Origin of the sequence: Pseudorhodoferax sp. Leaf267 (assembly GCF_001422405.1) — a bacterium.
Lineage (GTDB): Bacteria > Pseudomonadota > Gammaproteobacteria > Burkholderiales > Burkholderiaceae_C > Pseudorhodoferax.
Genome location: NZ_LMMV01000022.1, coordinates 78,564 through 100,901 on the forward strand (window position 1 = coordinate 78,564; position 22,338 = coordinate 100,901).

A 22,338-nucleotide genomic window follows, 5' to 3' on the forward strand; every position below is an offset into this window, starting at 1 on the left:
TGAAAAAGCCCCGCGAGCGGGGCTGGCCGGGCCGCCGGGGCGGGCTTACTGCTTGCGCGCGGCGATGGCCTTCTCGGCCTTGTCCACGAGTGCGGTGCCGATCTGCGGCTTCCACTTGGTGTAGACCGGGCGCGTGGCCTTCACGAAGGCATCGCGCTCGGCGGCGCTGAGCTGCGTCACCGTCACGCCCATGCCGGCGATGTCCTTGAGCAGCGGCTTGTCGGCCTCGGTCAGGCCCTTGCGTGCGAGCGCGATCTCCTCCTTGCCGGCGTCGATGGCGGCCTGGCGCACGATGGCCTGGTCGGCTGGCGTCCAGGAGGCCCAGATCTCCTTGTTGACCACGAAGACCAGCGGGTCGGCCATGTAGCCCCACGTCGTCACATGCTTCTGGCCCACGGTGTGCATCTTCAGCACGGTGAACAGGAACAGCGGGTTCTCCTGCCCGTCGACCGCGCCACTGGCGAGCGCCGGCTGCGCGTCGGCCCAACTCATCTGCGTGGGGTTCGCGCCCATGGCCGTGAACATGTCCGAGAAGATCGGCGAGCCGACCACGCGGATCTTCATGCCCTTGAGGTCGGCCGGCGACTTGATCGCGCGCTTGGAGTTGGTCACCTCGCGGTAGCCGTTCTCGCCCCAGGCCAGCGGCTGCACGCCGGCCTTGTCGATGGCCGCGAAGATCTCCTGGCCGACCTCGCCCTGCGTCAGCGCATCGACGGCCGCGTAGTCGGGCATCAGGAAGGGCAGCGAGAACAGGTTCAATTGCTTGACCTGCGGCGACCAGTTGATCGTGGAGCCCACGGCCATGTCGATCACGCCCTGGCGCAGCGCGCTGAACTCGCGTGTCTGGTCGCCCTGGATCAGCGAGACGCCGGGGTACAGCTTGATGTTGATCCGGCCCTGCGTGCGTTCCTTGACCAGGTCGGCCCAGATCTTGCCCGCCATGCCCCAGGGCGTGGGCGGGCCCAGCACCAGCGACATCTTGTATTCGGGCTTGTAGGTCTGCGCCGGAGCGGCCACCGAAAAGGTGCCGAGCGCCGTGGCCAAGGCCGCCAGGGCCAGCAGGGAGCGACGGAATTGCATGGGAGTGGTCTCCTTCGTTGACAAGAATTCAATAGCCGAGCTTGGCCGGCAGCCACAGCGCGAGCTGCGGCCAGATGATCACGGCCACCATGACCAGGAACATCGCGAACAGCATCCAGCCGACCCAGCGCACGGTCTCTTCCATGCGCACGTTGGCGATGCGGCACGACACCATGAGGTTCACCGCCAGCGGCGGCGTGAACTGCCCCAGCGCCACCTTGAGCGTGAGGATCACGCCGAACCAGACCGGGTCCCAGTTGTAGTGCTGCACGATGGGCCACAGCAGGGGCACGAAGATCAGGAAGATCGACACGCCGTCCAGGAACATGCCCACCGTGATGAGCAGCAGGATCAACAGCGACAGCACGCCGTACTCGCCCAGGCCCGAGTTCACGATGGCGCGCGCGACCGGGTCGATCACGCCCAGCGTGGACAGCGAATACGCGAAGATGCCGGCCAGCGAGACCACGATCAGGATCACGGCCGACAGCTCGCCCGACTCCCGCAGGATCACGAACAGGTCGCGCACCCGGATCGTGCGGTGGATCACCATGCCCACGAACAGCCCGTAGAACACGGCCACCACGGCCGCCTCGGTCGGCGTGAACCAGCCGGCGCGCATGCCGCCCAGGATCAGCACCGGTGCCGCCAGGCCCCAGACCGCGTCGCGCAAGCTGCGCCAGAACGGCGGGCGTGGCAGGCTGGATTCGAGCTGGCCCATGTGGTTCTTGCGCGCCATCCACACCGCCGGCACGATGAGCGCGACGCCGGCCAGGATGCCCGGCACCATGCCGGCGGCGAACAGGGCCGGCACCGAGGCGCCCGGCACCAGCACCGAGTACACGATGAAGGCCACCGAGGGTGGAATCAGGATGTCGGTGGCCGCCGCCGCGCCAACCACGCTGGCTGAATAGGCCGGCGGGTAGCCGGCGCGCGACATGGCCGCGATCATCACGGCGCCAACGGCCGCCGCGTTGGCCGGGCCCGAGCCCGAGATGCCGCCCAGGAACATGGCCACGACGATGGCCACCAGCGGCAGCATGCCCGGGCCGCGGCCCACGATGGAGATCGCGAAGTTCACGAGCCGCAGCGCCACGCCGGAGCGGTCGAAGATGGAGCCCACCAGCACGAACATGGGGATGGCCAGCAGCGGGTACTTGCCCAGGCCGGCATAGAAGTTCTGCGGCACGGCCAAAAGGCCGAACCACTGGGCGTCGGCATTGGCCAGCGCGATGCAGGCCGCGCCGGCCAGGCCCAGGGCCGCGCCGATCGGCACGCCGGCCAGCATCATCAGCACGAAGCCGGTGAACAGCAGCGTGGCGATCATGCGCGGCCACGCCGGATGAAGAGGCCGACGGCGCGCAGACCGATCGCCGTGCACACGATGGGCAGCCAGATCGAATACCACCACTGCGGCACACCGATGCCGGGCGAGGTCTCCTCGAACCGGAAATCGTCCCAGACCACGCGCACCGACAGCGCAGCGATCAGGAAGAACAGCAGCGCCACCATGAGCGCGCCGAACTGCGCCAGCCGCTTGCGCCGCGCCATCGAGCCGGCCTCGCTGAAGTATTCGATGCGGATGTGCCGGTCGCGCGCCACCGCGGCCGAGGCGCCCACCATGGCCAAGAGGATCATGAGGAAGATCGAGAACTCTTCGGTCCACGCGAACGAGCTGTCGGTGAAGTAGCGCACCAGCACGTTGGCGAAGGTGATCAGCGCCAGCACGGCCATGATGGCCACGGTCAGCCAGTCCTCGATCTTCAGCGGCACGCGCGTGGGCTCGTCGGGTGCGGGGCTGTCCACCGGCGTGCCGGCGTCGTTCTCTGGGGGCATGGAAACGGCTGGATGAAAAAGAAAAGCCGCCGGGCAGCGAGCCCGACGGCGTCGGCGCGGATGATAGCGGCGCCCCCCTGCCGGGCGCATGGGGAGTTTCCAGAACGCCGGGCCGCTACGATGCCGGCATGCCCCTCACACTGCAGCCCCAGCCCCTGAGCGCCGCCGCTTTCGCCCCCTATGGCACCGTGATCGAGGCGCCGACCGGCGGGCCTTCCCGGCCGATCAACGGCGGCACATCGCAACGCTTCGACTTGGTGGGCGACCTGGCGCTGACCGCGCAGGGCGGCCGGCCGCTGCTGGCCCTGTTCCGCGCGCAGGCACGCCGCTTCCCGCATGCCGTGACGGAGCTGGAGCGCCATGCGCTGGGCAGCCAGAGCTTCGTGCCGCTGGGCCGCAGGCGCTTCGTGATCGTGGTAGCGGCATCCGGCGATGCCCCACAACCCCAGGCCCTGGCGGCGTTCGTGAGCAACGGCGAGCAGGGCGTGGTGCTGGCGCCCGGCACCTGGCACCACGCGCTGCTGGCCGTGGACGCGGGCGATTTTGTGGTGGTCGAGCGCGCCGCCGATTGTGTGGACTGCGACGTCTGCGACCTGCCGGCCGCCGTGTCGGTGGTCCTGGGCTAAAGCTGCCCGGCCAGCGCGATCAGCGAACGGTCCGAGCCCGCCGGCCCCAGCAGCGACAGCCCCAGCGGCGCGCCATGGCGCGTGGCCAGCGGCAGCGAGATCTGCGGAAAGCCCGACAGCCCCGCGCTGCACAGCATGGTGGTGGCGCGGTTGCGGTAGCTTTCCAGGCCGGCCTCGCTCTCGCTGCGCAGCGGCGCGATGTCGGGCATGGTGGGCATGACCAGCACGCCGTCGTGGCCCAGCAGCGCGCCCAGGTGGGCGCGAAAGCGCGCGCGGAACGCGCGGGCCGCCGTGATCTGCGCGTCCGTCACGTCGCGCGACCAGGCAAAGCGCTCGGCCACGCCTGGCCCCAGCGGCGGCGCGAAGCGCTCGATCATGGGGCCGTCCGTCAGCCAGGCCTCGCGGCCCTGCACGTAGCGGAAGTTCCAGTACATCACGTCCCACGATTCGAGCGCGATCTGCGTCGGCGTTGCGGTGCCCGCCAAAGCCTCGACACGGGCCAGCGCCTCGGCCAGCGCGTCGACCACGGGCGCCTCGACGAGAGCCCAGACATCCGTTGGTTTCAGCAGCCGCACGCGCGCGGGCAGCGGCGCCGTGTCGTCGCCCAGCAGCACGGCGCCCACGCGCGCAAAGGTCTGCACGTCGCGCGCGAACCAGCCGCAGGTGTCCAGGCTGGGCGCCAGGTCCAGCACGCCCTGCAGCGAAATGCGGCCATGCGTGGGCCGGATGCCGTACAGCGCGCAGTGGTTGGCCGGCGCGCGCACCGAACCGCCCGTGTCGCTGCCCAGCGCGAAGTCGCACAGCCCCGAGGACACGGCCGCCGCCGAGCCCGACGACGAGCCGCCCGTGATGCGCTCCGGCGCCGCGCCGTTGACCGGCGCGCCGAAGTGCGCGTTGTTGCCGTTCATCGAGAACGCCAGCTCGTCGGTCACGGTCTTGCCGACGAAGCGCGCGCCCGCGTCCAGCAGCGCCTGCACGGCCGGCGCCGTTGTCGTCTTGATGCCCGACATCGCCAGCACGAAGGGGCTGCCGCCGCCGGTCGGGTAGCCGGCCACGTCGAACAGGTCCTTGGCTGCGAAGCGCAAGTCGGCCAGCGTGCCGGTCGGCGCGGACGCGACCGGCACGTCGGGGTAGGGTACGAAGGCGTGGGCGGTGTCGTGCAGGGGCATGGGATGTCTCGGTGGTTCAGGCGATGGCGACGGGGCTGGTCGCGGCGAGGCGTGCCGCCACGGCGTCGGTGCGCAGGCAGCGTGCCAGGTGGCCGGGTGAGAGCGTGACGGCTGGCGGCTGCGTGCTGCGGCACGCGGCCTCGGTGAAGGTGCAGCGGTCGGCGAACGCGCAGCCCGGCGGCAGGGCCGCCAGGTCGGGCGGCGCGCCGCCGATGGTCTCCAGCCGCGCGCCGGGCGTCAGCGCGCCGTGGGCGCGGCTCTTGAGCAGGGCCACGGTGTAGGGGTGACGCGGCGAGCGGATCAGTTCGCGCGCCGTGCCCTGCTCGACGATGCGGCCGGCATACATCACGGCGATGCGGTCGGCCACCTCGACGGCCGCGCCGATGTCGTGCGTGACGAACAGCACCGACAGGTTCAGGTCGCGCTGCAGCTCGCGCAGCAGCAGCAGGATCTGGATCTGCACCGTCGCGTCCAGCGCGGTCGTGGGCTCGTCGGCCAGCAGCACCTGCGGCCGGCAGGCCAGGGCCAGCGCGATCATGGCGCGCTGGCGCATGCCGCCCGACATCTCGTGCGGGTAGGCCTGCAGACGGCGCTCGGGGCTGGGAATGCGCACGCGCTCGAACAGCGCCAGCGCGCGCTGGTGTGCCTCTGCCGCGCTCACGTTCTCGTGCCGGCGGATCGACTCGACGATCTGCGCGCCCACCGGGTAGACCGGGTCCAGCGCTAGCAACGGCTCCTGGAAGATCATGGACACCAGCTTGCCGCGGTAGTCGAACAGCTCGCGGCCCGACAGGGCCAGCACGTCGCGGCCGGCCACGCGCACCTCGCCCGTGACCTGCGTGCGGCGCTCGGGGTGCAGGCGCAGCAGCGTGCGCATGGTCACGCTCTTGCCCGAGCCGGACTCGCCGATCAGCGCGACGACCTCGCCCTGGCGCAAGTCCAGGCTCACGCCGTTGACCGCGTGCACGGGCTTGCGGCCGCCCGTGAAGGTGACGTTGAGGTCGCGCAGGCGGACCAGGGGTTCTTCGGGGGAAGGGGTCGTGTTCATGCTGTCACCGCCTGGGGATGGCCGCTGCCCGGCTCGTGGATCAGGCACGCGACGGATTGTTCGTCTCGTGCTACACGGCGCGGTGTTTTCTGCGAACAGACGGGCGCGGCCATCGCGCAGCGCGGGTGGAAGCGGCAGCCGCTGGGCGGGTCGATCGGGTTCGGCGGGTCGCCGGCCAGCGGCGCTTCCTCGGTGCGGTGGTCCGGGTCCATGGACGGCATGGACGACAGCAGTGCCCGCGTGTAGGGGTGGGCCGGGTCTTCGAACAACGCCTCGGACGGGCCGACCTCGGCGACGCGACCCAGGTACATCACCATCACACGGTTGCTCATGAAGCGCACCACGTTCAGGTCGTGGCTGATGAAGACGTAGGTCAGGCCGAACTCGGCCTTCAGGTCCAGCAGCAGGTTCAGCACCTGGGCCTCGACCGACTTGTCGAGCGCCGACACGGCTTCGTCCAGGATCACCACGCGCGGCTGCAGGGCCAGCGCGCGCGCGATGTTCACGCGCTGGCGCTGGCCGCCCGACAGCTCGTGCGGGTAGCGCTCGGCGAAGCGGTTCGGCTCCAGCCCCACGCGGGCCAGCAGGTCGCGCGCACGGGCCACGGCCTCGCGGGCCGGCACGCCATGCACCTGCGGGCCGAAGGCGATCGAGTCCTCGATGGTCAGGCGCGGGTTCAGCGAGGCGTAGCTGTCCTGGAACACCATCTGCACCTGGCGGCGGAATTCCTTGAGCGGCAGCGCGCGGCTGCCGACCGTGCGTCCGTCGAACACGATCTCGCCGGCGCTCGGGTCGATGAGTTGCATGAGCAGCCGCGCCGTCGTGGACTTGCCGCAGCCGGACTCGCCGACCACGCCCAGCGTCTCGCCCTTCATGACCTCGAAGTCCACGCCGTCGACCGCGCGCACGACCTTGCCGCCACCCGGCAGCACCTTGCCCTTGAGCGAGAAATGCTTGACCAGGCCGCGGATCGTGAGCAGCGGTTGCGCGGGGCCGCCGACGTCTGGGTGCGCTTCGAAGGGGGCGGCGGCCGCCAACAGTTCTGTGGTCATGTCAGTGCCGCCCGGCCGCCCGAAGGCATTGACGCACCACCTCGGGGGGGCAGCGGACCACGCGAAGCGAGGGAGCGTGGGGGTCGTTTCATGGTCATCCCTTGTTGTCCATGGCGGCGCGCAGGCCGTCAGAGAGCAGGTTGAACGAGATCGAGGTGATGAAGATCATCACGCCGGGCAGCGCCGCGATCCACGGCTGCACGTAGATGGCCGTGCGCAGCGTGTTGAGCATCAGCCCCCATTCCGGCTCGGGCGGCTTCACGCCCAGGCCCAGGAACGACAGGCCCGAGGCCAGGATCATGGAGACGGCGATCAGGCTGGTGGCGTACACGAAGATCGGCCCCAGCACATTGCCCAACACATGCACGCGCACGATGGTGAACGCGCTGGCGCCCGAGGCGCGCGCCGCCTCCACGTAGTCGCGCCCGCGCACCTGCGTGGTCACGGCCTCGGCCACGCGCGCGATCTGCGGGATGAAGACGATGGTCAGCGAGATCAGCGAATTGAGGATGCCGGCGCCCAGCGCGCCCGACAGCGCAATGGCCAGCAGCACCGATGGGAAGGCGTAGAACACGTCGATGGTGCGCATGATCACCGTGTTGACCGGCCCGCCTGCGTAGCCCGCGACGATGCCGATCACCGTGCCGACCACGAACGCGACCAGCACCGGCGTGATGCCGATGAACAGCGACAGCCGCGCACCCACGATCAGGCGCGACAGCATGTCGCGGCCCAGCTCGTCGCTGCCCAGCGGCAGGCCCTCGGTGCCGATGGGCTTCAGGCGTTTCATCATCGACGCCTGGTACGGGTCGGCCGGCGCGAGCCAGGGGCCGAACACGCCGATCAGGATCAGCAGCAGCACGGCGATGGCCGCGCCGACCGCGACCGGGTCGCGCCGAAAGCGCAGCCAGACCGAGGCCCAGTAGCCTTGCGAGCGCTGCGCGGGCAGCGGCTCGACGCGGGGAGAGGTGGACAGGACGGCAGACATGGTGGGCATCTCCTCAGGCGCGCGCGATCCGCGGATCGAGCAGGGTTTGCAGGATGTCCACCAGCAGGTTCAGCACCACGAAGAACATGGCCAGCACCAGGATGGAGCCCTGCAGCAGCGGCAGGTCGCGCTGGAAGATCGCGGAGTTCAGCAAGAAGCCCGTGCCGGGCCACGAGAACACGGTCTCGATCAGGATCGAGCCGCCCAGCAGGTAGCCCAGCTGCAGGCCCATCACGGCCAGTGCGGTGGGCGCGGCGTTCTTGACGATGTGGCTGAACACGCCGAAGTGCGTGAGCCCGCGGGCGCGCAGGCCGACCACGAATTCCTGCTCCAGGATGTCGGCCACCAGCGCGCGCACGGTGCGCGCGATGATGCCCATGGGAATCACCGACATGGTGATCGCGGGCAGCACCAGGAACTGCAGCTGCTCCCAGTTCCACTGCCAGTCGTCCGAGCCGCTGGGGCCGGCGCCGGTGGCGGGCAGCCAGCCCAGCTGCGACGAGAACACGATCACCATGACCATGCCCAGCCAGTAGTGCGGCACCGACACGCCCAGCACCGAGAACATCGACGCCAGCCGGTCCAGCCAGGTGCCGCGGAAGTAGCCCGCCACGAAACCGAACAAACAGCCGAACACGAAGCCGATGGCGGTGGCGACCACGGCCAGGCGCAGGGTGTTGCCCACGGCTTTGAACACCTCGGGTGCGACCGGCCGGCTGGTGGCGATCGACACGCCCAGGTCGCCGTGCAGCGCACGCCAGACCCAGCTGCCGAACTGCTCGGGCAGGCTGCGGTTGAAGCCGTACAGCTCGCGCAGCTGCGCCTGCAGGTCGGCCGAGGCATCGGGCGGCAGGATCGACACCAGCGGGTCGCCCGGCGCGAGATGCACCAGCGCGAAACACACCAGGGCCACGCCCAGCATGATGGGGATGGCGTACAGGACGCGGCGCAATAGGTAGGCAAGCATGGGCGTGGCTGGCGTTGGGCTGGCAGGTCGGGTCTCGCTCCCTCGCCCTGGTGGGGGAGAGGGTGGGGGTGAGGGGCGGGTCGCTTGCAAGCGCCGTCGGCCCTCACCCTGGCCCTCTCCCAGAGGGAGAGGGAACTGGGGTCAGTCCATCGTCATCGGTGCGATGTCGATGAACCAGCTGCGCGGCTGCACCACGCCCTTGACCTTGGCCGACATGGCGCGCGGGCCCACGTCGTGCGCGATCCACACAAAGGCCGCGTCGTCCACCAGGTGCGCGTGCAGCTTGGCCAGCGCCGCGTCGCGGCCCTTGTCGTCGAAGGTGGTGCGCGCATCGGCGATCAGCTTGTCGACCTCGGCATTGCCGTAGTAGCCCCAGTTGTTGGACACGGGCGGGAAGGTCTTGGTCGAGGAGAAGCGCACCATGGCGAAAAACGGGTCCATGGCCGCGAAGCTCACGTTGGTGGCGTTCGCGCCGTTGGCCGATGGGTCCTTCACGCCCTTGCGCCAGTTCGTGAACAGGGTGTTCCACTCGATCACGTCGAACTCGACGTCGAAGAAGCAAGCCTTCAGCGACTGCTGCACGAACTCGTTCATGGGCAGCGGCTGCATCTGGCCCGAGCCCGAGGCCGAGATCTGCACCTTGACCTTGAGCGGCTTGGCCGCCGAGTGGCCGGCCTGCGCCATCAGCGCCTGCGCGGCCTTCACGTCGTACTTGATGTCGAACTTGGGGTTGCCCCACCACGGGTGGCCCTGCGGCACCGTGCCCTTGGGCTCGGCCATCATGCCTCCCAGCATCTGCTTCAAGCCACCGCGGTCCACGCACAGATTGGCGGCCTGGCGCACGCGCTTGTCCAGCCAGGGCGAGCCCTCGGCGAACGACAGCTGCCAGGGCCAGACGTGCGGCTGGGCGTTGGAATAGATCTTGTAGCCGCGCTGCGTGATCTGCGGCATGGCGTCGGGCGCGGGGGCCTCGATCCAGTCGACCTGGCCGCCCAGCAGCGCGGCCGTGCGCGCATTGGCCTCGGGCATGGGCAGCAGCACGACCTTGTCGATCTTGGGCGTGCGCTTGGGGTCCCAGTAGGCCTTGTTGGCGGCCAGCTCCAGCCGCTCGCGCGCGACGAAGCGCGTCATCCTGAACGGGCCCGAGCCCGAGGCGTCGGCGGCGAACGCCGTCCAGGCCTGCTTGGCGCGCTCGGCCGCATCGGTCACGCTGGCCGGCACCGCCTTGAGCTTGGCCTCCCAGTGCGCGGGCGAGGCCATGAACAGGTTGGTCAGGTTCAGCGGCAGGAAGGAATCGGGCTCGCTGGTCGTCAGCTCCACCGTCAAATCGTCGATCTTGCGCGCCGAGACCAGCGTGGGCATGCGCGAGGCCGTCACGCCGACCTGGCTGGGATCGAACTGCGGCGCGCCCTTGTCCAGCACCTTGCGCACGTTCCACACCACGCTGTCGGCCGTGAGGGCCGAGCCGTCGTGGAACTTCACGCCGGGACGCAGCTTGAACACCCACTTGGTCTTGTCCTTGGCGTCCACGGCCCAGCTCGTGGCCAGGCCCGGGATCAGCACGCTGGCGGCATCGGCCTTGGACAGGTCCCAGTGCGTGAGCGCGTCATACATCGGGATGCCGGTGAAGCGGTTGCCCTCAAAGCCCTGGTCGGGCTGGCCCAGCGTGCGCGGGATGTCGGCGGCCGTCATCGCGATGCGCAGCGTCTTCTCCTGCGCCTGGGCACTCATGGCGCAAGCCAGCACGCACACGGCGGCAGCCAGCGATTTCAGCGCGAAGGATGGTGGGGCTTGGTTCACGTGGGATCTCCTGTGGGGGAAAGCGGGGGGTGGAAGAGAAAACGGTCGCCAGGGTGTTTAGCAAGGGGTATGCCAGGCGTTTTAATAAATATCGATAATCGATAGACAAAACTTTTATTGCGAGTGTTTTAGTATTGATTTGGTCTGTGTTGGTATTGATTGCATCGCAAGGCGGTCCGTTTATTGCTTGTTGTGGCCGAATGGACCATCCCCACTCTCCCGTAGTCCACCCAACCCCTCCGGAGCCCCACGCCATGGACCTGTCGACCCCGCCCGCCACCCCTGCTGCATCCACCCCGCTGCGTGTGGATGGCGCGCGCCTGTGGCGTTCGCTGATGGACCTGGCCCGCATCGGCGCCACGCCCAAGGGCGGCGTGCGCCGCATCGCGCTGACCGACGAAGACAAGCTGGGCCGCGACCAGTTCGCCGCCTGGTGTGCCGAGGCCGGCCTCACGCTGCGCATCGACGCCGTGGGCAACATGTTTGCGCGCCGCGCCGGCAGCGACCCGCATGCACGGGCTGTGGCCACCGGCAGCCACATCGACACGCAGCCCTCGGGCGGCAAGTTCGACGGCAACTTCGGCGTGCTGGCCGGCCTGGAGGTCATGCGCACGCTGAACGAGCGCGGCATCACCACGCGCGCGCCGCTGGAGGTCGCCGTCTGGACCAACGAGGAGGGCACGCGCTTCACGCCGGTCATGATGGGTTCCGGTGCATTCGCGGGCGTGTTCGCGCCCGATTTCGTGCATGTGCAAGTCGATGGTGCAGGCCTGTCGGTGGGCGACGAGCTGCGCCGTATCGGCTACCTGGGCGAGCAGCCCTGTGGCACGGTGCCGGGCGGGCCTTACGCCGCGTATTTCGAGGCCCACATCGAGCAGGGCCCGGTGCTGGAGGCGGCCGGCCTGCCGATCGGCGTGGTCAGCGGGGCGCTGGGCCAGCGCTGGTTCGACGTGACCGTGACCGGCATGGATGCGCACGCCGGCCCCACGCCCATGCCGCTGCGCCGCGACGCCATGCTGGGCGCGGCCCGCATGGTCGAGGCGGTGAACCGCATCGCGCTGGACGAGGCGCCGCACGGCCGCGGAACGGTCGGCTTCCTGCAGGTGGTGCCGAACTCACGCAACGTCATCCCGGGCCGGGTGGCGTTCTCGGTGGACCTGCGCAACCTCACGCACGAGGGGCTGGACCGCATGGAGGCGGCGCTGCACCGGCAGTTCGCGCAGATCGCGCGTGACACGCAGGTCCAGGTCGAACTGCGCCAGGTCGTGCAGTTCGACGCCTGCCATTTCGACGCCGCCTGCGTGGCCAGCGTGCGCAGCGCGGCCGAGCAGCTGGGCCTGCCGCACATGGACGTGGTCAGCGGCGCCGGTCACGACGCCGTCTACCTGGCGCAGGTCGCGCCCACCGGCATGATCTTCGTGCCCTGCAAGGACGGCATCAGCCACAACGAGATCGAGGACGCGCTGCCCGAGCACATCGAGGCCGGGGCCAACGTGTTGCTGCTGGCGATGCTGGAGCGGGCGGGCTAGAAACGGGCGGGCGCGTAAGGCGCCGGGTCCACCATCGGCGGCTGGCCATCGATCAGCTCGGCCAGCAGCCGCCCGCAGGCCGGCCCCAGCGTGAAACCCTGGTGCGCATGGCCGAAGTTGAACCACAGGCCGCGGTGGCGCGGCGCAGCGCCGACCACGGGCAGCATGTCCGCCGTGCAGGGGCGGGCGCCGCGCCAGGGCGTGGCCTCCACGGGCTGCGGCAGGTCCAGCAATTCGCGCGCGGCCGCCTCGGCACCGGCCAGCTGCCAGGGTGTGGCGGCGGCATCGCGCGCCGCGAACTCGGCGCCGGTGGTGAGGCGCACGCCGCGCTGCATGGGGGCCACGACCAGGCCACGGTCCGCGTCCAGCCAGGGCATGGTGGGCACCGGGCCGCCCGTGTAGTGGCGGTGGTAGCCGCGCTTGACGAACAGCGGCAGCCGGTAGCCCAGCGGGCGCAGCAAGGTGTCGGCCCAGGGGCCCAGCGCGATGACCGCATGCTCGGCCTCCAGCGGGCCGTCGGCGCTCTGCAGGGACCAGCCGGCACCGTTCTCGCGCAGCGTGCCGGCGTCGGCCTTCACGATGCGGCCGCCCAGCTGCGTGAAGTGCGCGGCGTAGCGCGCCACCAGCGCACCGGGGTCGCGCACGGCCCACGGGTCCGGCCAGTGGATGGCGCCGGCCAGCCGGGCCTTGAGCGCCGGCTCCGCCGCCGCCAGCGCACCGGCGTCCATGGCGACATGGCGCACGCCATAGGCGCTGTGCAGGCGCTCGGCGCGGGCCAGGGCCTCGTCCATGGTGGCGGTCTCGCGGAACACCCAGCGGTAGCCGGTGCGCTGCACCAGGTCCTCGGCGCCAGCGGCGGCGATGAGCGGCGCGTGTTCCGGGATAGCCTGCGCGATCAGCCGGGCATAGGCCTGCGCGATGGCCGGGTAGTGCGCCGGCCCGGACGCTTGCCAGTAACGCGCCAGCGGGCCGGCCAGGCCGGGCAGCGCGGCGGCGTGGTAGTTCACGTCCAGGCCGCGCTTGAACGCTGCGCGCAGCAGCTTGGCCGCCTCGCGCGGGAAGGCATAGGGCTCCACCGCCTCCTGCTGGATCAGGCCGGCGTTGCCGTACGAGGTCTCCTCGCCGGGCGCACGCCGGTCGGCCAGCACGACCTGGTGGCCGCGTTGCGCCAGGTGGATGGCCGTGCAGGTGCCGACCATGCCGGCGCCCAGGACCAGGACGCTGGAGGTCATGGCGCGCGCCCCGGGAATGCAGCGCGAGGAACGAGAGGTGCAGGGGTCATGGCCGAGGCGGTGGTCGTTGCGGGGACGGGCGCGATTGTGTCGCCGTGCCGGCAGCGCACCAATGACTTGCGGGCAAGCCTGCGTTGCAGCGCGCGCAATGCTGTTCAGCCCTGGGCCGCCAGCGTCTCGCGCAGGTGGGCGATGAAGGCGCGCGCCGCGTCGGGCAGGTGGCGCCCGGCCATGGTCTGCACCTCGAAGTGGCGCTCGTTCATCTCGCGGTCGCGCAGCGGCACGGCGACCACGGTGCCGGCGCGCAGCTGCTGGCGCAGCGCGATCTCGCCGCAGAAGGTCACGGCCCGGGTGTGCGAGACGTACTGGATCAGCGGGTACAGGTGGTCGCTGGTCAGCACCGGCTCCAGCTGCAGCCCCTGGCGGCTGCAGCTGATGTCCAGCAGCTGGCGCAGCGTGGAGCCCTTGGCCGGCAGTGCCAGCGGGTAGGCCGCCAGCTGCGCCAGTGCCACCTGCGCGCGCCCGGCCAGCGGGTGCCCAGGCGCCACCACGGCCAGGATCGGCGAAGGGTGGCGGTACTCCACGTTGAGCCCGCGCTCCGAACTCAGGCTCACCGTCACGCCGACATCGGTCAACCCCTCGCGCACGCGGCGCGCCACCTCGGCCTGCGTGCACATGTCCACGGCGAAGCGGATGCCCGGGCTGCGCTCCTGGAAGCCGGCCACCAGCCCGGGCAGGAAGTCGTAGGCGAAGCCCTCGGTGGCCGCCAGCCGCACCGCGCCCTGGCGCAGGCCGCGCAGCGCCAGGATCTCGTCGCCCACGCGCTCGATGTCCAGCCAGGCGCGCCGCGTGTGTGCCGCCAGCAGCTCGCCGGCCGAGTTCAGCGCCATGCCGCGCGCGCGGCGCTCGAACAGCAGCGTGTCCAGCTCGCGCTCCAGCCGGCCGAGCTGGCGGCTCACGGCCGAGGGCGCCACCTCCAGCCGCGCCGCGGCCTCGGTCACCGAGCCGGCGTTGGCCACCTCCATGAAGTAGCGCAGCGCCACTTCCTGCAGCACGCGGTGGTTGATGGCGCGCCGTGCAGCCGGCGGCTTGGGCGGAGAGGGCATGGGCTTTGCGTTGCCGATCCGGCAATGAAACTTTATGGATTGCGTTCTTGCTGCAAGGAAGCCGCGTTTCTAGCATGCAGGCACCGCACTTGAAAGGCCCCGCCCCATGACCGCTTTGCCCCACCGCTTTCCCGCCCGCCCCTGGTCGCGCCGCGCGCTCGGTGCGTCCGTCCTGGGCGCCCTGGCCCTGGGCTGCGTGCTGCCCTTGGCGGCCCAGGCCCAGGCGCCCTGGCCGGCCCGGCCGATCACGCTGGTCGTGCCGTTCCCGCCCGGCGGCAGCGCCGACACCATCGGCCGGCTGGTCGGCCAGCGGCTGTCCACCGAGCTGGGCCAGCCCGTGGTCATCGACAACCGGCCCGGCGCGGGCACGGCGATCGCCGCCGGCCTGGTGGCCAAGGCGCCGGCCGACGGCTACACGCTGCTGATCAGCTCGGGCTCCACCTTCACGGCAAACCCGGCGATCCGCGCCAACCTGCCTTACGACGCGGTCAAGAGCTTCGATCCCATCGCCATCGTCGCGCGCATCCCGCTGATCGTGCTGGCCAACAAGGACGTGCCCGTCAACACCGTCAAGGAGTTCGTCGCCGCCATCAAGGCCGCGCCCGACAAGTACGCCTACGCCTCGTTCGGCGCCGGCACCACCTCGCATTTCACGGGCGAGATCGTGCTGCAGGCCGTGGGCGCCAAGATGCTGCACGTGCCCTACAAGGGCAGTGCGCCGGCCATGACCGACCTGATCGGCGGCCAGGTGCCGTTCTCGGTCGACACCGTCACGGCGGCCATTCCGCAGCTCAGGTCCGGCAAGGTCAAGGCCATCGGCGTGACCACGGCCAAGCGCTCCTCGCAGCTGCCCGGTGTGCCCACCTTCGCCGAGGCCGGCTACCCGCAGGTCAACGCCGACACCTGGCTCATGCTGGTGGCGCCCAAGGGCACGCCGGCGGCCGTGCGCCAGCGCGTCGAGCAGGCGCTGGCCAGGATCGTCGCCACGCCCGATGCCCAGGCCGCGCTGCGTGCCCAGGGCGCCGAGCCCGCGTTCTCGGGCGCGGCCGGCTCGGTCGCCCAGATCGAGCAGGAGCTGCCGCTGATGCGCGCCGTGGCCCAGCGCGCCAACATCCAGTCGGACTGATCGCGATGACCGAGTCCCTCACCGCCGCCTCCGCCGTCGAGCTGCGCCGCCGCATCGGCACGCGCGAACTCTCGCCCGTCGAGCTGCTGGAGGCGTGCATCGCGCGCATCGAGCAGCTCAACCCCTTCGTCAACGCCGTCACCGCCACCTGCTTCGAGCGCGCGCGGGCCGAGGCGCGCGCTGCCGAGCAGGCCGTGCTGCGCGGCGAGCCGCTGGGCCTGCTGCACGGCCTGCCGCTGGGCGTGAAGGACCTGGAGCCCACGCAGGGCCTCTTGTCCACCGCCGGCACGCCCAGCCTGCGCAACCACGTGCCCGCGGCCGACATCGAACTGGTGCGCCGCCTGCGTGCGGCCGGCGCCATCGTGGTGGGCAAGACCAACGTGCCCGAGATGGGCGCAGGCGCCAACAGCCGCAACCCGGTCTGGGGGGCCACCGGCAACCCGTTCAACCCCAACCTGAACGCGGGCGGCTCCTCCGGCGGCTCGGCCGCCGCGCTGGCGCTGGACCTGCTGCCGCTGTGCACGGGCTCGGACACCGGCGGCTCGCTGCGCATCCCGGCGGCCAAGTGCGGCGTGGTGGGCTTTCGGCCCTCGCCGGGCGTGGTGCCCAGCGTGCGCAAGCCGCTGGGCTTCTCGCCGATCTCGGTGGTCGGCCCCATGGGCCGCGACGTGGCCGACGCCTGCCTGCAGCTGGCTGCATCTGCCGGGCCGCATGCCGGTGACCCGCTGAGCTATCCGCTGGACCCCATGGCCTTCCTGCAGCCCGCGCCGCTGGACCTGTCGCGCCTGCGCATGGCCTACACGGAGGACTTCGGCCATTGCGACGTCGACCCCGTGGTGCGCCGCGCCATGCGCGCGCGCATCGCCGAAATGCGTGGCCTGTTCGCGGCCTGCGACGAGGTGCGGTTCGACGACCTCGGCGACGTGCACCGCTGCTTCGACGTGCTGCGCGCCGAGGCCTTCGTGGCCGGCATGCGCGCCACCTACGAGCGCGACCCGTCCAGTCTGGGCCCCAACCCGCGCGCCAACTATGAGATGGGCGTGCGCATGAGCCTGCTGGACGCAGCGTGGGCGCAGACCGAGCAGACACGCATCATCCAGCGCTTCCAGCGCGTCTACCAGGACTACGACCTGGTGCTGGCGCCCACCACGCCGGTCTCGCCGTTCCCGTGGACGCAGCCCCATGCGGCCGAGATTGACGGCCGCCCACAAGAAAACTACTACCGCTGGCTGGCGCTGACCTACCTGACCACGCTGACCACGCACCCCTCCATCACGCTGCCCTGCGGCGTGGACGAGCGGGGCATGCCCTTCGGCCTGCAGGTGGTCGGCGCGTTCCGTGGCGACCTGCGGCTGCTGTCGGCCGCGCAGGCCATGGAGGCCGCGTTCGCGCGCCGGCCAGCGCTGCGCCGCCCGCGGCCCGACACCGCGCGGCTGCGGCCGGCCGATCCGGCGCTCGACTCCATCGTCACGGCCGCACCGGACGACCGCTTCGCCCATGTGCCGACGGAGGCGGGCGCGGCCTCGGTGGTCTGATTCCACCGGGCCCGGCGCGCTACCGCGACACTGTCACCAGCCGCCATCAGCGCCAGCAACTGACGGCACCCGACAGCATCCGCGCGCACGGCGCGCCACAAGGAGCCCACCCGGTGACCAGACAGACAGCAGTGCGCGCAGCAGCGCAATACTTCGACGACGGCGGCTTCACGCGCGACCTGGCGCGCAAGGTCGCGCAGCGCACGGCCAGCGAGGAGGAGGGCAGCCTGCCGGTGCTGCAGGCCTACCAGCGCGACGAGACCGCGCCCGAGCTCGAGGCCATGGGTTTCACCACGCGGGTGCTCGACAACCCCGTGGCCGGCTGCGGCCCCTACGTGATCGCCGAGCGCATCGAGGACGCCGCGCAGCCTACCGTGCTGCTGTACGCGCATGGCGACGTGATCCGCGGGCAGGACGCGCAGTGGGCCGAGGGCCGCTCGCCGTGGGAGCTGGCCGAGCACGCCGGGCGCCTGTACGGCCGCGGCACGGCCGACAACAAGGGCCAGTGGACGGTCAACCTCGGCGCGCTGCGCGCCACGCAGCAGGCGCGCGGCGGGCGTCTCGGCTTCAACACGCGCGTGATCGTCGAGATGGCCGAGGAGCGTGGTTCACCGGGCCTAAACGACTTCTGCCGCCGCCATGCCGACCTGCTGGCGGCCGACCTGTTCCTGGCCTCGGACGGCCCGCGCCTGGGCGCGGCCACGCCCACGCTGTTCCTGGGCTCGCGCGGCATCCTGAACTTCGCGCTGTCGCTGCGCCTGCGCGAGGGCGCGCACCACTCGGGCAACTGGGGCGGGCTGCTGCGCAACCCGGGCACGGTGCTGGCCTCGGCCATCGCCTCGCTGGTGTCGGCCGACGGCGCCATCCTTACGCCGCTGCTGCGGCCCACGGCCATCCCCGAATCGGTGCGGCGCAGCCTGGCCGCATTGCAGGTGGGCGGCGCGCCGGACGATCCGGAGGTGGACGCCGGCTGGGGTGAGCCGGGCCTCACGCCGGCCGAGCGCGTGTTCGCCTGGAACACGCTGGAAGTGCTGGGCCTGGAATGCGGCAGTGTGGCCAGGCCCATCGGCGCGATCCCGGCCGTGGCGCGTGCCGTGTGCCAGCTGCGCTACGTGGTGGGCACCGACCTGGACGGCATCGAGGCGCGGCTGCAGGCGCATTTCGACGCGCTGGGCATGCCGTGGGTGCGCGTGGCGCTGCAGGCGCACATGGCGGCCACGCGGCTCGACCCGGAGCACCCGGCCGTGGCCTGGGCCGCGCGGTCGGTCGAGGCCACGACGGGCCGGGCGCCCGCCATCTTGCCGAACCTGGGCGGCACCATCCCCAACGACGTGTTCGCGCAGGACCTGGGCCTGCCCACGGTCTGGGTGCCGCATTCCTACCCGGCCTGCTCGCAGCATGCGCCCAACGAACACCTGCTGGCGTCCGCCGCCCGCGAGGGCCTGCAGATCATGGCCGGGCTGTTCTGGGACCTGGGTGAGCCCGGGGCCTTCGGCTGGAGATCGGCCCAGGCTCAGTAGGCCGTGGTGCTCGAGATCGCCCGGGCGCACTCGATGAGCATGGGCGCCAACTTCTTTTGCGCCTCCTCCATGGTCCAGCGGCTGGTGGGCGGCGACAGGTGCAGCGCGCCCACCGCGTTGCCCTGGCGGTCCACCAGCGGCGCGGCCAGGCCCATGTCGCCCAGGAACAGCTCCTCGCAGTTGGTCGCGTAGCCGACCTGCCGGCATTCGGCAACCTTGGCCACGATGGCGTCCACATCCGTCAGCGTGAACTGCGTGCGCGCGGGCCGCGGCGCGCTCTGCAGCAGCGCGCGCACCTGGTCGTCGGGCAGCGTGCTCAGGTAGGCACGGCCGCTGCTGCTGCAGTACATCGGGATGCGCATGCCCACCGGCGTGAACACCGGGATGAACTTGGACGTGACCAGCTGCGCCAGGTACAGCATGTCCGGCCCCACGGGCTCGGTCACATTGGCGGTCTCGCCGCTGGCATTGGCCAGCTGCGCCAGGTAGGGGTGCGCCATCTGCACCAGCGGGTGGCCGACCAGGTAGTTGGCGCCGATCTCCATGGCCTTGGGCAGCAGCTGGAAGCGCCGCATGCGCGGGTGCTTGCCCACATAGCCCAGCACCTGCAGCGTGTGCACCGTGCGCTGCGCCGAGCCCTTGGTCATGCCGGTCTGCTCGGCCAGCTCGCCCAGGGTCATGGTGCGGTGCGAGGCGTCGAAGGCGCGCAGCACGGCCAGGCCTTTTTCGAGCGACTGGTTGAACAGCGGGTCGGACGGGGCGGCCTCGGCTGGCTCCATGGCTTCTGGCGGCGGCGCGTCGGCGTTCTTGGATCGGGGCATCTGGTGCGGCACGCAGCGGTCTGGACGTGCTTCGCGCTGTTGTGATCGATGATCGATTCTATGGATGCGATAACCTGGTTTGTGCCCGGATGGGACAATCCGGCCATGAACCGCCCCCTCGACACCCTGACCATCACACGGCCTGACGACTGGCACCTGCACCTGCGCGACAGCGAGGCCCTGCACACGCTGGTGCCGCACAGCGCGGCCCAGGTCGCGCGCGCGCTCGTCATGCCCAACCTGCGCCCGCCCGTCACCACGGCCGCGCAGGCCCTGGCCTACCGCGACCGCATCCTGGCCGCCGTGCCGCAGGGCAGGGCGTTCGAGCCGCTGATGTCGCTGTACCTCACCGACCAGCTGGCGCCTGACGAGATCGGGCGTGCGCGCGACGCGGGCGTGGTCGCCGCCAAGCTGTACCCGGCCGGCGCCACGACCAACAGCGACTCCGGCGTGACCGCGCTGACCAAGGTGTATGCGACGCTTGAGGCCATGCAGCGCGCCGGCATGCTGCTGCTCGTGCATGGCGAGGTGACCGACCCGACCGTCGACCTGTTCGACCGCGAGGCCGTGTTCATCGAGCAGCAGCTGATCCCGCTGCGCCGCGACTTCCCCGAGCTGAAGATCGTGATGGAGCACATCACCACGCGCGAGGCCGCGCAGTACGTGGCGCAGAGCGACGCCTACACCGCGGCCACGGTCACGGCGCACCACCTGCTCTACAACCGCAACGCCATCTTCATGGGCGGCATCCGCCCGCACTACTACTGCCTGCCCGTCCTCAAGCGCGAGACGCACCGCCTGGCGCTGGTCGAGGCGGCCACCAGCGGCAGCAGCAAGTTCTTCCTGGGCACCGACAGCGCGCCGCACGCTGCGCACCTGAAGGAGCACGCCACGGGCTGCGCCGGCTGCTACACGGCCCATGCCGCGATCGAGATGTACGCCGAGGCCTTCGACAACGCCGGCGCGCTGGACAAGCTCGAAGGCTTCGCCAGCTTCCACGGGGCCGACTTCTACGGCCTGCCGCGCAACACCGGCACCATCACCTTGAAGCGCGAAGAGTGGACGCCGCCGCCCAGCTTCGCCTACGGCGAGGCCGAGTTGAAGCCGCTGCGCAGCGGTGAGTCGCTGCCCTGGAGGCTGGTGGCATGAACGCCGCCCGGCAAGCCCACGCCGGCTCCGTCGCGCTGCTGCTCGACGCCGACAACCTGTCCTCGCCCGAACTCGTCGCGCAGGCCCTGCACCTGCTGCAGCAAAGCCACGGCCCGGTCTCGATCCGCCGCGCCTATGGCAGCGCCGAGAACCTCAAGGGCCTGGGGCCGGTGCTGCGCGAGCTCGCGTTCCGGCCCTGTGTGAACCTGCCGCTGGCCAAGAACACCACCGACATGATGCTGGCCGTCGACGCCATGGACCTGTGTGCGCAGCAGCAGCTCGCGGTGGTGGCCATCGGCACGGGCGACGCCGACTTCGCGCCGCTGGTGCTGCGCCTGCGCGAGCTGGGCGTGCGCACGTTGTGCTTCTCGCAGGCCAACAAGATGTCGCCCGATGCGCAGGGCTTCTACGACGAGGTCGTGCTGATCTCGCCCACGCGCCGCCGCAGTGCCGAGCCATCGGACGCCGTGGCCGCCGCCCCCGTGCCGCGCAAGGCGCCGGCGCGCAAGGCCGCTGCCAAGAAAACGCCCGCCAAGACGGTTGCAGCGCCGGCACCCACGGCCGCGCGCGCACCCGCGCCGCAGGCGGACGAACAGCCCGCTATCCAGTCCGGCCAGTCCCGCCAGTCCGGCCAGTCCAGCCGGCCCGCCAAGGCCAGCCGCGCCAGTGCCCAGGCGGACGCCCAGGCCACGCTCAGCGCCCAGGTGCAGGCCCTGCTGCGCGAGATGCCGGGCCTGCTCGAAGGCAAGCCCGTCGAATTCGGCGAGGTCGCGCAGCGCCTGCGCAGCGCCAAGCTCATGAGCCGCAGCGCCAGCGCCGGCAAGTTCCTCAAGAAGCACGTGCCCGGCGTCGAGCTGGTGCCCGAAGACTCGCCGCACAAGCTGCGCTGGCCTGCCGCACGCTGAGCTTGCAGGGGGCGGGCGTCATCGACTGGGCGCAGCCCTGGCTGCAGCCCTACCGCGCCTTGGGCGAGGCCGCCGCGTGGCACGCGGCGCAGGGCCTGCCGGTGCACGAGGCGCTGGCGGCCGTGCGCCCCATGGCGCGCGCGGACGACGCCCTGCTTCCGCGCTTCGCCGCGCAGGCCAGCCTGCCGCCGGGCACGCCGTACGAGTCGCATGTCTTCGCCACCGGCACCGTGCCCATGCGCGACCACGTGCACGACTTCTTCAACGGCCTGGCCTGGCTGCAGTTCCCCGCCACCAAGCGGCGCCTGAATGCGCTGCATGCGCAGGCCATCGCGGCATCGAACCCCGCTGCGCCGCGCGGCCGCTTGCGCGACGTGCTGACCGTCTTCGACGAGAACGGCGCGCTGCTTTTGGCCCCAGCGTTCATGTGGGATGCGCTGCGCGCGCGCGACTGGCAGGCGCTGTTCCTCACGCACCGCGCGGCCTGGTCGCAGGCCCGTCTGGTGCTGTTCGGCCATGGCCTGCTGGAGAAGCTGCTGGCGCCGCGCAAGCCGATCACGGCCCATGTCCTGCCAGCGCCGCAAGCTCTTGAATCGATAGCGCAGATCGACCACTGGCTGGCCGATGCCGTGGGTGGGCCAGCCTGGCTGGACAAGCCGTTCGCACCGCTGCCAGTGCTCGGCGTGCCGCACTGGCATGCCGGCAATGTGGACCATTCCTTCTATGATGACCCGCTTGTTTTTCGCCGCGCTGGGCGTTCATACGTACCACAACAAAGGACATTGCCGCGCGCGGCTTGAGGTTGTGCACACTGCCCCCATGTGTGCAACCGCCCCCCCACTGAACTCA

At 71.0% G+C, this 22,338-nt stretch carries 20 protein-coding genes; 8 read left to right on the top strand and 12 right to left on the bottom strand.

What is annotated here, in order from left to right; genetic code table 11:
• Positions 1-45: 45 nt before the first annotated feature.
• From ASF43_RS20225 to ASF43_RS20235, 3 genes are read right to left on the bottom strand one after another with little or no spacing between them, the layout of a single operon-like run.
• The gene (locus tag ASF43_RS20225; protein ID WP_056184762.1) at positions 46-1,080 is read right to left on the bottom strand and encodes a DctP family TRAP transporter solute-binding subunit; all 1,035 of its coding nucleotides are present in this window, start codon (positions 1,078-1,080) and stop codon (positions 46-48) included.
• Between the two features lie 28 nt (positions 1,081-1,108).
• Positions 1,109-2,407 carry a TRAP transporter large permease gene (locus ASF43_RS20230; RefSeq protein ID WP_056184763.1) on the bottom strand — a complete coding sequence of 433 codons (1,299 nt, stop codon included), beginning with the start codon at positions 2,405-2,407 and terminating at the stop codon, positions 1,109-1,111.
• Positions 2,404-2,916 carry a TRAP transporter small permease gene (locus tag ASF43_RS20235; RefSeq protein ID WP_056184764.1) on the bottom strand — a complete coding sequence of 171 codons (513 nt, stop codon included), beginning with the start codon at positions 2,914-2,916 and terminating at the stop codon, positions 2,404-2,406. Before ASF43_RS20235 ends, ASF43_RS20230 begins: the two co-directional genes overlap by 4 nt.
• Before the next feature lie 128 nt (positions 2,917-3,044).
• Between ASF43_RS20235 and ASF43_RS20240 the strand changes: the two genes are divergently transcribed.
• A complete protein-coding gene (locus ASF43_RS20240; protein ID WP_056184765.1) occupies positions 3,045-3,542 on the top strand; it encodes an ureidoglycolate lyase in 498 nt (165 codons plus the stop codon).
• Here the strand turns inward: ASF43_RS20240 and ASF43_RS20245 are convergent.
• The 6 genes from ASF43_RS20245 to ASF43_RS20270 form a co-directional block, all read right to left on the bottom strand.
• Positions 3,539-4,711 carry an amidase gene (locus ASF43_RS20245; protein ID WP_056184767.1) on the bottom strand — a complete coding sequence of 391 codons (1,173 nt, stop codon included), beginning with the start codon at positions 4,709-4,711 and terminating at the stop codon, positions 3,539-3,541. The genes ASF43_RS20240 and ASF43_RS20245 overlap by 4 nt on opposite strands.
• Positions 4,712-4,727: 16 nt before the next feature.
• On the bottom strand, positions 4,728-5,759 hold the full coding sequence (locus ASF43_RS20250; protein WP_056184769.1) for an ABC transporter ATP-binding protein: 1,032 nt from the start codon (positions 5,757-5,759) through the stop codon (positions 4,728-4,730).
• The gene (locus ASF43_RS20255) at positions 5,756-6,811 is read right to left on the bottom strand and encodes an ABC transporter ATP-binding protein (protein ID WP_056184771.1); all 1,056 of its coding nucleotides are present in this window, start codon (positions 6,809-6,811) and stop codon (positions 5,756-5,758) included. The genes ASF43_RS20250 and ASF43_RS20255 overlap by 4 nt, the downstream gene beginning before the upstream one ends.
• 94 nt (positions 6,812-6,905) lie before the next feature.
• The gene (locus tag ASF43_RS20260; RefSeq protein WP_056185687.1) at positions 6,906-7,799 is read right to left on the bottom strand and encodes an ABC transporter permease; all 894 of its coding nucleotides are present in this window, start codon (positions 7,797-7,799) and stop codon (positions 6,906-6,908) included.
• A 13-nt stretch (positions 7,800-7,812) separates the two neighbouring features.
• Positions 7,813-8,766, bottom strand: a complete 954-nt coding sequence (locus tag ASF43_RS20265; protein WP_056184773.1) for an ABC transporter permease — start codon at positions 8,764-8,766, stop codon at positions 7,813-7,815.
• Positions 8,767-8,907: 141 nt separating this feature from the next.
• On the bottom strand, positions 8,908-10,497 hold the full coding sequence (locus tag ASF43_RS20270) for an ABC transporter substrate-binding protein (RefSeq protein WP_369803314.1): 1,590 nt from the start codon (positions 10,495-10,497) through the stop codon (positions 8,908-8,910).
• A 323-nt stretch (positions 10,498-10,820) separates the two neighbouring features.
• On the opposite strand from ASF43_RS20270, the gene ASF43_RS20275 reads away from it, so the two are divergent.
• Positions 10,821-12,095: a Zn-dependent hydrolase gene (locus tag ASF43_RS20275; protein ID WP_082498030.1), complete on the top strand. Its 1,275-nt coding sequence runs from the start codon at positions 10,821-10,823 to the stop codon at positions 12,093-12,095.
• On the opposite strand, the gene ASF43_RS20280 is transcribed toward ASF43_RS20275, so the two are convergent.
• Together ASF43_RS20280 and ASF43_RS20285 are read right to left on the bottom strand one after the other, a co-directional pair.
• A complete protein-coding gene (locus tag ASF43_RS20280; RefSeq protein ID WP_056184780.1) occupies positions 12,092-13,327 on the bottom strand; it encodes an FAD-binding oxidoreductase in 1,236 nt (411 codons plus the stop codon). The genes ASF43_RS20275 and ASF43_RS20280 overlap by 4 nt on opposite strands.
• A gap of 155 nt (positions 13,328-13,482) precedes the next feature.
• Positions 13,483-14,433, bottom strand: coding sequence for a LysR family transcriptional regulator (locus ASF43_RS20285; RefSeq protein ID WP_082498031.1), 951 nt, complete (start codon positions 14,431-14,433; stop codon positions 13,483-13,485).
• Positions 14,434-14,539: 106 nt separating this feature from the next.
• Between ASF43_RS20285 and ASF43_RS20290 the strand changes: the two genes are divergently transcribed.
• From ASF43_RS20290 to ASF43_RS20300, 3 genes are all read left to right on the top strand, one after another.
• On the top strand, positions 14,540-15,559 hold the full coding sequence (locus ASF43_RS20290) for a tripartite tricarboxylate transporter substrate binding protein (protein ID WP_056184782.1): 1,020 nt from the start codon (positions 14,540-14,542) through the stop codon (positions 15,557-15,559).
• 5 nt (positions 15,560-15,564) lie between these two features.
• Entirely contained in the window at positions 15,565-17,094 is a 1,530-nt protein-coding gene (locus ASF43_RS20295) for an amidase (protein ID WP_200932579.1), read from the top strand.
• Between the two features lie 113 nt (positions 17,095-17,207).
• The gene (locus tag ASF43_RS20300) at positions 17,208-18,614 is read left to right on the top strand and encodes a M20 family metallopeptidase (RefSeq protein ID WP_056184789.1); all 1,407 of its coding nucleotides are present in this window, start codon (positions 17,208-17,210) and stop codon (positions 18,612-18,614) included.
• Here the strand turns inward: ASF43_RS20300 and ASF43_RS20305 are convergent.
• Entirely contained in the window at positions 18,608-19,393 is a 786-nt protein-coding gene (locus ASF43_RS20305) for an IclR family transcriptional regulator (protein WP_056185696.1), read from the bottom strand. The two genes, ASF43_RS20300 and ASF43_RS20305, sit on opposite strands and share 7 nt — an antisense overlap.
• Before the next feature lie 147 nt (positions 19,394-19,540).
• Here ASF43_RS20305 and pyrC point away from each other — a divergent pair, with 147 nt between their 5' ends.
• The 3 genes from pyrC to ASF43_RS20320 are packed head-to-tail and all read left to right on the top strand — an operon-like array spanning position 19,541 to position 22,289.
• Positions 19,541-20,584 carry a dihydroorotase gene (gene pyrC / locus ASF43_RS20310; protein WP_082498032.1) on the top strand — a complete coding sequence of 348 codons (1,044 nt, stop codon included), beginning with the start codon at positions 19,541-19,543 and terminating at the stop codon, positions 20,582-20,584.
• Positions 20,581-21,489, top strand: coding sequence for an NYN domain-containing protein (locus ASF43_RS20315; protein WP_056184791.1), 909 nt, complete (start codon positions 20,581-20,583; stop codon positions 21,487-21,489). The genes pyrC and ASF43_RS20315 overlap by 4 nt, the downstream gene beginning before the upstream one ends.
• Positions 21,490-21,491: 2 nt before the next feature.
• Positions 21,492-22,289 (top strand): DUF3025 domain-containing protein, encoded by a 798-nt coding sequence (locus tag ASF43_RS20320; RefSeq protein ID WP_082498033.1) that lies wholly within the window; start codon positions 21,492-21,494, stop codon positions 22,287-22,289.
• The last annotated feature ends 49 nt before the right edge of the window (positions 22,290-22,338 follow it).